Consider the following 11764-nt stretch of genomic DNA (forward strand, 5'->3'; position numbering starts at 1 on the left):
GAATTGGTGTTAAACGCCGATTGTTGAATTTTTCGCCTTCACTGTCATTGGAGACACAGCCTATTCTGAAAAAGATAACATCCAGTCATGAGTAGGGCAGCGATTTGCGGATTTGGCATGACTGAAGAACAATTGGAACAGATTTTTCCGATTTCCTATCCATACTTGATCATAGGCACACTAGAACCTCCTTCTCCTGAAAGAAACTCGGGATGAGGAGGTTTAATTTTGTCAAATTCCATGCTTACGAGTTTTTTTTGAACGAATTTTGCACTCTTTCATCATTTTTATGGTTTTAGTAAACATAGTGAAGCACTGAGAATAACAGCGATACACAGTATTTAATAAATCCGATATTGTGAGGAAATAAAGGAGTGAGGCCAACATGAATCAATCCAATGGAGCACCTGCAATAGCAGTTGAAATCCCTTCGCTCCAAGTATCTCGTACAAGAAAACTGAAGATCAGGCTATGGAGAGAACGGTATTTATTTCTGCTTCTAATGCCGGGGCTGCTTTACTTTATCCTATTCCGATATATTCCAATGCTTGGGAATATCATTGCCTTTCAGGATTTTAGTCCGTTCCGCGGATTCCTGCAGAGCAATTGGATAGGGTTTCAGCATTTTAAGACCATATTTAGTGATCAGGAAGTCATACGGGTATTGTGGAATACGCTTTTGTTATCCTTCTTACAAATTGGATTTGCTTTTCCTGTCCCAATCATTCTGGCTATTATGCTGAATGAGATCAAGAACGAGCGGTATAAGCGTATCGTGCAGTCCATTATCTATTTACCGCATTTCTTATCTTGGGTTGTTGTAATCGGAATTGTGACTATCTTCCTCAAGACTGAGGGCATCGTTAATCGCCTACTAGATTCACTGCTGGGAATAGATCCGATTTCATTCCTCCAGCAACCGGGATGGTTCATGCCCTTGATTATATTAGAGGTTATCTGGAAAGAGGCTGGGTGGGGAACGATTATACTATTGGCCGCCTTGTCGGGCATTAATCCCAGCTTATATGAAGCAGCGGTCGTGGATGGAGCAAACCGATGGCGGCAGATCTGGCATATTACGTTGCCTGCTTTACGCAGCACAATCGTCATTTTGTTCATCCTCCGTCTCGGTACTGTGTTGGATTCAGGCTTCGAGCAGATCTTCCTGATGCTAAATCCCTTTACCATGGATGTCGGGAATGTGTTGGATACGTATGTCTATTTCAAGGGGATTCAACAGGCAGACTTTAGCTTCGGAACGGCAGTTGGCTTATTCAAGAGTCTGATTGGATTAATTCTAATCCTTGTTGCGAATCGGATGGCTAAGAAGTTTGGAGAAGAAGGCGTTTTTTAATTAAAAGGTAGGTGTCGTTCCATGTATAATCAGAAATCTATGTCAGGGCGATTGGCTGACATCATGAATATCATTTTGCTGGGCTTGTTAGCATTGCTGATGCTCTTTCCATTTTACTACATGTTTACAATCTCCTTTACTTCCTACGAGGAGTATAAGTTGAGCGAACTCATTTTTTGGCCGGATAGATGGGTTACAGATGCGTACACATACATTCTTAAATCCAAAGCGTTTATTCATTCGATCGGTGTAACCATTTATGTGACCGCAGTTGGAAGCCTTGTCAATATCATTTTGACTGCAACGATGGCCTATGCTATAACTCGTAATATATGGGGACAAAAGGTGTATTTGTTCCTTGTACTCTTCACCTTTATATTCAGTGCAGGAATGATCCCGACTTATTTGATCGTCAAAGCCACCGGCTTAATTAATAGTTATTGGGCCCTGATAATTCCAGGTGCAATCAATTCGTTTAACCTCATTGTCATCCGTCAATTCTTTCTCAGCATTCCGAGCGAATTGAACGAAGCCGCCTTAATTGATGGTGCGAATGACCTGCAGATATTCACACGAATCGTAGCTCCCTTGTCGAAGCCAGCGTTTGCTGCTTTTGGATTGTTCTACGCAGTAGGACATTGGAACACGTATTTTGATGCTATCCTGTATCTGAATGACCCTTCCAAATGGACTGTACAAGTTATCCTGAGGCAAATTGTAATTCTGAACGACACGACGAATTCTCTTGCTTCAGCCGCTCGTGATGCAGCGAGATCAGGCCATCTGCCTCCTGGTGAAACAATTGGAATGGCGGCTATTCTATTAGCCACCTTGCCCATCTTAATTCTATATCCCTTTCTGCAAAAGCATTTTGCGAAAGGGGTGATGCTGGGCTCCGTTAAAGGCTGATGGTTTCTAAACAGGCAGGGCTTGCTGGGCGTCGAAGGGAATAGGTAACAAATACGAGGAGGGTTAATACAAATGAAAAAAATACTAGAAATAGGGCTAATTGTGAGCTTGACTGCAAGTCTAGCCGCATGCTCATCGGGCACCAAAGTGCCAGAAACAAGTGCAACGACTACAGATTCACCCGCATCAAGCAGCGCTGCAGCAAAAATCACCATTTCCTCTATAGAAGGGACATGGCAGATTCCTCTGAGTGCAACAGGTGAAGGTCTGAAGAAGCTCAACGAGAAATTCAATGTGGATTACAAGCCGCAGTTTGTCCCATACGATGAATATGGAGCCAAATTGCCGGTTGTTATGGCTGCTGGGGATTTGACGGATATCATCGGAATGGAGAGTGCGGATGCCAATTTTTTCAAATGGGTTAAGCAAGGTGCGTTCCTTCCGTTGAATGAATATATCGATAAGTATCCTTCTTTGAAACTTGTACCGAAAAGTGTTTGGGATGCTGTTACAGTTGATGGAAAAATTTATGCGATTCCGCAATATTTCCCTGCGAAATATGGCAAGAAACCAGTGATTCGCCAAGACTGGCTGGATAATCTCAATCTTAAGATGCCGACGACCTATGATGAACTGAAGGAAGTGGCGATTGCATTCACGAAGGATGACCCGGACAAGAACGGTAAAAACGATACTTACGGGATTGCATTATCCAAGCAAATCGTATATGGCGCTCATATGGGTGCTCAATGGGATTCAGGATGGTATAACAAGAACGATCAAGGGCAATTAATCCCAGGTATCATTTCTGAAGGGTTCAAGGAGCAGACTCAATTGCTCGCGGACTTGTACAAAGAAGGAGCGATTCACAAGGATTGGGCAGTCTCTAAGATGACGGATATCAGTAAAGACTTCTATGCTGGGAAATACGGGATTTGGTATGAACAGCCTGTTGGAGTTGATCAAGTTTTGTTCGAGAGTATGAAGGAACAGATGCCTACAGCTAAGCTTGCCGTTATTCCAGCTTTCAAACAAGAGGATGGCGAGCAGGGGTACACATCGCTTCCCGGTTATTATACGTTGACGATGTTGAATGCCAAGCTCGAGAGCGATCCGGATAAAATTAATCGGATTCTGCAAATGCAAGATTACTTCCGCACTTTCATACCTGTTGACAATCGTAACCCGCAGAATCCGGATTTCGACTGGTCAAACGGCGGAGAAGGCGTGGGTTATCAGATGGTGGATGGAGTTATGGCTTATGACGCAGCATTATATGACAAACGGCCTAGCAGCTATTTTAGTGGTGTAACTGGCTGGGCGCCAAACGATGAAGCAAACGAGCCTGCAAAATTAGTGTCCAGTCCATTTGTTAAGAGCTTCGTGAATTCAGCTGCGGAATTGTTGAAAAACACCAAATTCTATATTAACCCTGTAGACCGCATTCATTCCGAGGTTCTCGCGGCAAAAGAATCGGAGTTGAACCTGATCGCTCAGGAATGGCAAACGAAGATGATCGTGGGCCAGGAGCCTGTTTCCAACTGGAGCAAAATGGTCGATGAATATATGAAAAAGGGCGGCAAAGAAATGATTAACGATGTAAATAAAATTTTAGATTCATCAGGTATTAAGGGAGAATGGAAATAAGTATTAATTGCATTTAGCAAAAGCCCGTACATGTCAAGAAGACTGTACGGGCTTTTGCAATTTCCTTTATTTGTACGCGCTTACATCGATATGATCACTTTTTCATTAATAGTATGATTTTCGTAAAAACGGTGAAGCAACTAGAATAACGACGATATTCAGTAACACATAAATTAGATATGGTGAGGGCATAGGAGGTGGATTTTTTTAATCTAGCCATATGTTGTATGCAAGGGGTTATATCTAACAGCTTTTATTACTTTTTGAAAAGGGGTTAGTTAAATGATCAAGCTTAAGTGGCGGTCGAACTTGCAGCTTCTCTTGTCCTTTCTCATGGTTTTATCCATTTCCAACGGTTTATTGGGCAGTCAGGAAGTTCAAGCAGTTGGGGCTTCATTAGCGACTGCTGATAACGCACCGACACCGGTAAACTTAGTGGTAAATCCAGGCTTTGAATCCGGAGATACAGGCTGGGAATTTTGGGATAATGCCACCTCCGTTGTCAGTAACAGTTCCAACAGTGGTACAAACAGTGTAATGGTAAGTGCGGGAGATACAGGATTTGCTCAGATTATTACCGATGGTGTTGAAGAGAATGAAGACTACTATTTTGAAGTCTATGGAAAGGTCGATGGCGGTCAAAATGGTCGCATTTTTGTTTCTTGCCTTGATGAAGATAATAAGGAACTGCAAGAAAATTCAATGCCAGATTTCACAACTGCATCGACAGACTATAAGCTGCGGTCTAAAAAATTCACTGCACCGAAGGGTACAGTGAAGATTAAAATCTGGACATGGACAAATAAATCAACTGGTCATTATTATTTGGATGATTTTGTGCTAAGAAAACATAGCGGCACAACACCAATTGTTAATCCATACCCGGCGCCTCCTGTGCTGCCGCCAGCCGAACATCCACGTCTGTTCGTTAGGGCAACTGATCTAGATGAGATCCGTAGCCGCATAGCGCATGCGGAAGTAAAGGATGCTTGGGAAAATATGCTGGATGCTGCTGGACAAAGCTTTACCGGAGAACTTCCAGCTCCAAGTTCCGCAGAAAAAAATAATATGGACAATGTTATTATGAAGACGATCCAAGCTAAGGCTTTGTTGTATTTACTCCAAGCAGACGAAAAAAGTGGCCAGCAGGCCGTCAGCATGATGACCAATTATTTGAACACAGTCGTCTTCCCACGTTACGATTATCGTCCGATTGGTGAAGCTATTACATTGGGTTCCATTATATATGACTGGTGTTACCCGCTGATGACCCCGTCACAGCGATCGCATTTCATTCAGCGCTTTGAGTCTATAGCCGAAGGTATGGAGATTGGTTATCCTGCGATTGAACAAGGTGCCGTAGTTGGACATGGCAGCGAAGCTCAACTGATGCGTGATCAGTTAAGTGTTGGTATTGCGGTTTATGACGAGAATCCAGCTATATATAACCTAGTAGCTGGGCGGTTCTTCGCTGAGTACGTGGAGCCGCGTAATTATGTATACGCTTCTAATGCTCAGCATCAGGGTGATTCCTACGGACCTTATCGTTATCAATGGGATGTGTTTGCATCATGGATATTCAAGCGGATGGGTGCTGGTGATGTATTTAATTCCGATCAACAGATGACCCCATATGAATGGATTTATGCACGTCGTCCCGATGGGCAGCTCATGCGTAACGGTGACACGTTTCAATCACAAAGGCCATTCGGCGAATATTGGTCTGAGCCTATGCCTAACATGCTGCCTGCCAGCTACTATAATGATCCTTATTTGAAGCATGAATTTCTGAGGCAAGATAGTTACAACAAATCAGCCAGGGATGATCTTTGGGTAATATTATTTGATAATCCTCAGTTGGGGACAATGAATGAACAAACGCTTCCGCTCACCAAATATTTTCCCGAGCCTTCTGGCCAGATGACTGCTCGTACGAGTTGGACAGGCGGTATACAGTCTTCTACCGTCGTTGCGACGATGAAGGTTGGCACCACCTTGTTCACGAACCATCAGCATATGGATGCTGGACAGTTCCAGCTGTATTACAAGGGCGGTTTGGCCATTGATTCGGGCATTTATGAAGGTACGAAGGGGGGATACTTTGGTTCCCACGATCTTAATTACAATAAACGCTCGATTGCGCATAATACGATGTTAGTCTATGACCCTAACGAAACTTTTCCAGCGGGTTCGAATGATGGCGGTCAGCGCTTCTTATATGAAGAACCTGCTACGATGCAAGAATTGCTTAATCCCTCGAATAATTATGAAGTTGCTGACGTCGTCAAACATCAGTTCGGTCCGGATGCGGTTACACCAGATTACAGTTACATAAAGGGAGACCTTACTAAAGCGTATACGTCCAAGATGGAGGATTTCAAACGTTCTTTTGTGTTTCTTAACCTGAAGAATGATGATCATCCCGCTGCGTTGGTTGTATTCGATAAGGTAACTTCTGCTGATGCCAACTTCAAGAAAACTTGGTTGCTGCACAGCGAGAACGAACCTGACATCTCTGGCGATACAGTCACCCTTGAACGCACAGAGAAAGGTTATAATGGCAAATTGGTCAATCGCACCTTACTGCCGGCTAGCAATAATGCTGAAATCACCAAGATTGGTGGAACAGGTAAAGAGTTTTTCGTCGATGACGTCAATTATCCGCAAGAACCCTGGTCCGAGGATAGCACAGAAGCGGGTGCCTGGCGTGTGGAAGTTTCTCCGAAGGACAAAGCCGAAACAGATGTATTCTTAAATGTCATGCAAGTAATGGATGCAGTGGATGGTCCTCAGCCGCTCGCTACGGAATCGATCGTTTCGAATGAGATGGTTGGTGTAAAGATCGAAGATCGGGTCGTTCTTTTTTCCAAAAGTGGTCTAGATATTACCAACACGGCGAGTTTTAAACTACCTGTATCGAACCAGGATGTCCGTGTATTGGTGACTGACCTAAGCACTGGCTATTGGACGGTAACTAAAGCTGGGGAAACGTCTTCAGTTGAATATGAAGTAACGCCTGATGAAGGTACGTTATATTTTGCTGCTAATACCGGAGGTACGTATACCTTACAGCATTCTCCAACAAGAACTTTATCCGTACCAGTAGCGCTCGTAACATTACCGGTACAAGCTGAGAAGGATGCCGTAGTTATGCAAGTTAATGGCGTTGATTTCGCTTTTAATTCAGAACTAGGCTTAAGTGACAGTCAGGTGATTATTCCTTATGAACGGCTGGCTGCTGAGCTTGGTCTGACAACCAGTCTGCAAGGATCGACTTTGACAATGAGTCGCCGAGGAACAACGGTTGTGATGACCATTTCTAGTGATGAGATCACCATCAATGGTCAACCCGCAACGCTACAAACACCGGTAACCCTTAGAAATGGAGTCGTTTATATTCCGCTTGAGGTCGCCTCTATAGCCAAATGGGCGGTGGTCAAGTGGGATGAATTTTCCCGAAAAGCGAAAGTGTTTTCGATTCTACCGGTGACCGAATATAAAGTGGTCGAGATCGATTCCAGTACGACCGCAGATGTTGCCTTACAAGCAGCTGATGGAGATCTGAATACCGTATGGACGGATAGTGTACCGGGTGCCTACTTGGTCTATGATCTCGGTGAAACTCGGAAGATCGATCATGTCGATCTCTCCTGGCTTAATGGGCAGGATCGTTACTATCAATACCAGCTGTTGACATCGCCAGATGGCAGCGATTGGACATCCAGATATACTGGGGAGAGTTTAGGCAGCGATGATACCTATGAAGCAACGTATTTTGCCCCTGTATCTGCTAGATTCGTTAAGCTAATTGGGAACGGATATCGCTCAGGTCTTGGAGGCAGCGGTGAAGTATCGATTAAAGAGATGCGCATTGCTACGCCGTATTACAAGATTGAAGCTGTACGGTCCTCTAGAGGCAAGGGAGAAGAGGCTATTGACGGCACTTTGGGAACGATGTGGATTGGCGAAGATAAGGGGTCATGGATCGAATTTGATCTGGGCGCATCCCACACGGTGGCCGGACTGGGCAGCTCCTGGTACGAAGGAGAAAAGCATTTTTTCGATGTGTGGGTCTCGGATGATCAAAAGCAATGGACGACTGTGTTCCAAGGCAGCAACAGCGGAACCACGAGAGGCTTGGAGGATAGCTTCTTTACACCGATCGGAGCAAGGTATGTTCGGGTAGTTGGGAAAGGTGATTGGAATTCAATATGGGAAGCAGTCTTGTATAGACCGGCGGTATCGAATAATGCGAACTTAAGTGGCTTAAGTGTCGATAGTGGAACCCTTAATGAGAATTTTGCGACGACAACTATGAGCTACTCACAAAGTGTTGCGAACCATGTTACGAGTTTGACGGTCACTCCAAAATTGGCGGATAACACGGCAAAGGTAAAAGTAAACGGTATAGCAGTTGCAAGCGGCCGGGCGAGCCAACCGATCTCACTTAGTGTTGGGGTGAATACCATAGCGGTGATTGTATCGGCGGCGGACAACACGAGGAATACCTATACCATTAAGGTAACCCGTATGGCAAGTATACCGACGGATACTACATCAGGCGTATTGTTAAGTAAAGATTCGAATCTATCCCAAATGAACCTTGTTGCCGAAGGGAAGACGCTTATTCTATCTCCTGCGTTTTCACCGGACATTGTTCAATATACAGGTGAGACCGATGCCGAATGGATAGAGCTTCAACTAGCCTCTAGAGATTCAAAAGCGGTTATAAAGCTGAAGGATGAAACGATTGTATCTGTAAAAAGAGTGCCATTACTAATCGGAGACAATAAGCTGATCGTTTCCGTTAAAGCTGAAGATGGTACCACTAAGACATATACGTTAACCATTAAACGCATTGCGGTTAAAGACCCTTCAATTCCGACCTTGGCATGCCCTATTACGGATATCGAGAATCACTGGGCTAAGCTTGATATATGTAAAGCAGCTGAGCTTGGAATTGTCGAAGGCGATTCTGTGAATAACTATGTTCCTGACGGCCAGGTAACACGAACAGAGTTTATTGTCATGCTGCTGAAGACCCTTCAATTATCTACAGCTAAAGAAGAATCAGCTATATCTTCATTCACCGACAGCAGCAGCATTCCAGAGTGGGGAAGATCAGCTATCTATACAGCAACGGCTTTGGGAATGATCGAAGGATACCCGGATGGGACATTCCGTCCACAAGAGAAAATAAACCGATTAGAAATGGCAGTCATGATCGCAAGAGGGATGGAATTGGAGAAGGGTACAACAAAACAGGCTATTTCTGACCACAAGCAGATTCCAAGCTGGGCAAAGTCCTATGTAGAGGCTCTCTATGAACAGGGGCTTCTAAAGGGAGCGGCAGGTAAACAATTTGTTCCTTTTGGACGATTAACAAGAGCTGAATCCGCTGTGATATTTTTAAGGATTTGGAATAAACTTCACTAACAAGGGCTCGAAGAATGAAGATACGCCATGTGCTGGCTAATGAAACTTCCGACACATGGCGTATAAGGGATACTGCGTTAGACGGGAATGCCTATTGCAGCTCATTTTTACGGAATTCGCTAGGGGTAAAGCCTGTGAGTTTTTTAAACATTCGATTGAAGGAATTAATGTTTTGGTAGCCTACGGACTGCGCAGCATCTTGAATACGAATGTCAGGCTTAAGCAGCAGAACCTTGGCTTTATTGATTCTAACTAAATTGACATAATCTACAAAGTTATCGCCCGTTTTTTCTTTGAAATAAGTTGATAAATAACTGCGAGAGATATTCAGCTTATTAGCCACGGCGTCCAAGGTAATTTCCTTGTCATAGTTCTCTTCGAGATATTCATAAACAAAGTGAATAATGTGGTCTCGCTTGTCCTTAAGCCCTTTTACGAGAAGTGCGGATTGCTGAATCATGGTGGATATTATATTGTCTAGCTGCTCATGGGTGTGGCAATTCTGCAATTCAGATAACGCATGACGCGCGGAAGTGTGGTCGATATTACGCTGTTGAAGAATCTTTTGTGTCCGATGCACGATGGATTCGGCGAATTGAAGGACACTCTGAGCACTTTCATTGCGCTTTTTCATTTTGCCTAGCACCCGTCTTACCAGTTGGAGCACGTCCGCGTCATTTCCGCTATATAGATTTGCATCAAGTTCTTCTTCTTGAGCTTGTGACAAGCGAATATTCTCGTCTTGCTGCAAGGTATCTACGATAATCTGAGTCTCATCATCGAATCTCCGCATTTTAAGCTGCTCGAGGCCGGTCTGATAAGCTTCATTCCAATCCTCCGTACCACCTGAAGATGTGATTGTAAGGAAGCAGTATTCTCTCTCCGCTTCCAGTAAATGATGTACTTTTTCAAGTGTGAGTCGAATATTCGGATCGGTCATCTCCGTGAATACAATCGAGAGGATTTGATCATTCTCCATCTGGAAGGTCAGGGAATCGGAGTAGGTCTCGGAAATAATCCGATTGACATATTCTCTGATGAATGAAGTAGCGCGCTCCTCATTTACCTCTAAACGATAGAGCATAGACTTGTAATTTACCCGGAACAATAGCAGAACAAATGGACGATCCGTTGGAATCCAAGTGGCACTATCCACATTTTGATGATGAATCTTTTTCAGTACGTTGGAATAAGCGTAATAACGAAGCAAAGATTCCTTCTCAGACATGTCCTGATGAATGTCCCGGCTCATTTTCAAGATGTCACTTATTTTGTTATGAATAATATTGAATTCCTTGATTCCGCTCATCCAAGGCAGAGGGGGGTTCCACTTCTGAATAGCATCGATAATCCGTTTGACGGGTGTATGGATTCGAACGCTAAGCAGGAGGGAGGCGATCACGCTAATGGCAATGGTAAGGATAAGAAGAAACACGAACGAGAAGTTCCAGCGAATCTGACTCGAGATCGTTGTATCTAGAATCCTTTGAACGTAAGTTAGTCCGCTTGCACCTCTTATATAGAAATAGTAGATGTTATCCTTAATGACATAACCTGAGTCGGCGGTAAACTTGGGTAAAGAGACTTTTTCTGATTTTGAAGAGGTATATAATTGCTGGTTGCGTTCATTCAAAATATAAAAGCTGTCATCAATCGTCTGGTGCAGTTTTGAGAAAATCATATCTGCATCGGCCATAGCTATTAAATAGAAGTTCGGAAGCTGATCATTCTTGACGACAATCGGAAGCAGCATCCGTTCGCCTGTTCGGTTTATAGAATCTACCTCAGCAAACGAGGATGCGGGAAGAACCATGAACTTGTAAGCCTGTGCATATTGATCGTTCCAGAATGAGGCGCTGTAATCCGGACTGTTATAATAGCGTTGGAACATGATGTCAACATCGGCCCCGCGGCTTTTTTCGAGAGCAAACCCGGGGTCTTTATACATTAGCAGTAAGTTATCCAAGTATAATAATCGATTGGATAATAAGTGATTGAGCTTCTGCATCGTAGATATTGCTTTCACATAATCAATGGTTTGTCCTTTCTCCTCCGGCAGCTCTAAAGAAAAGCTCAAAACCGAGCTATGGATCATTGCAATAAGGCTCTCGTAATTTTCAGTTGTTTTTTGCAAGCTAAGTGTATTGTATTTAATAATCTCATCTTTAATGCTCCCCCTGTAGAAGACAACGGAGAATAAAATAAACGCTACCAATAGAGCGATAATGATGAGAAAGCTGACCAATAATCTAATAAATAATGAGGATGTCTTATCCTTGAGCCAGAATCCGGACAATATTTTCTGAGGGGACTTATTTTTTTTTGTCATATATCCTCACCTGCCCTAGATATTCTTCCAACAAAACATCATCATTGCATACTGAACTTTATTAAACCATGAATAGCAGCATGTTGATA

At 43.6% G+C, this 11764-nt stretch carries 5 protein-coding genes; 4 read left to right on the forward strand and 1 reads right to left on the reverse strand.

The window, feature by feature from the left end:
• The first annotated feature begins 385 nt into the window (after positions 1 to 385).
• The 4 genes from M1K58_RS21905 (at position 386) to hepB (ending at position 9346) form a co-directional block, all read left to right on the forward strand.
• Positions 386 to 1354 carry an ABC transporter permease gene (locus M1K58_RS21905; protein WP_256761022.1) on the forward strand — a complete coding sequence of 323 codons (969 nt, stop codon included), beginning with the start codon at positions 386 to 388 and terminating at the stop codon, positions 1352 to 1354.
• A 21-nt stretch (positions 1355 to 1375) separates the two neighbouring features.
• Entirely contained in the window at positions 1376 to 2263 is an 888-nt protein-coding gene (locus M1K58_RS21910) for a carbohydrate ABC transporter permease (protein ID WP_256761023.1), read from the forward strand.
• 72 nt (positions 2264 to 2335) lie between these two features.
• Positions 2336 to 3910: an extracellular solute-binding protein gene (locus M1K58_RS21915; RefSeq protein WP_256761024.1), complete on the forward strand. Its 1575-nt coding sequence runs from the start codon at positions 2336 to 2338 to the stop codon at positions 3908 to 3910.
• A 282-nt stretch (positions 3911 to 4192) separates the two neighbouring features.
• Positions 4193 to 9346 carry a heparin/heparin-sulfate lyase HepB gene (gene hepB, locus M1K58_RS21920; RefSeq protein ID WP_256761025.1) on the forward strand — a complete coding sequence of 1718 codons (5154 nt, stop codon included), beginning with the start codon at positions 4193 to 4195 and terminating at the stop codon, positions 9344 to 9346.
• A 91-nt stretch (positions 9347 to 9437) separates the two neighbouring features.
• Here the strand turns inward: hepB and M1K58_RS21925 are convergent, their stop codons facing one another.
• A complete protein-coding gene (locus M1K58_RS21925; RefSeq protein ID WP_256761026.1) occupies positions 9438 to 11675 on the reverse strand; it encodes a helix-turn-helix domain-containing protein in 2238 nt (745 codons plus the stop codon).
• Between the last annotated feature and the right edge of the window lie 89 nt (positions 11676 to 11764).

This window comes from Cohnella sp. WQ 127256, assembly GCF_024519285.1.
Lineage (GTDB): Bacteria > Bacillota > Bacilli > Paenibacillales > Paenibacillaceae > Cohnella.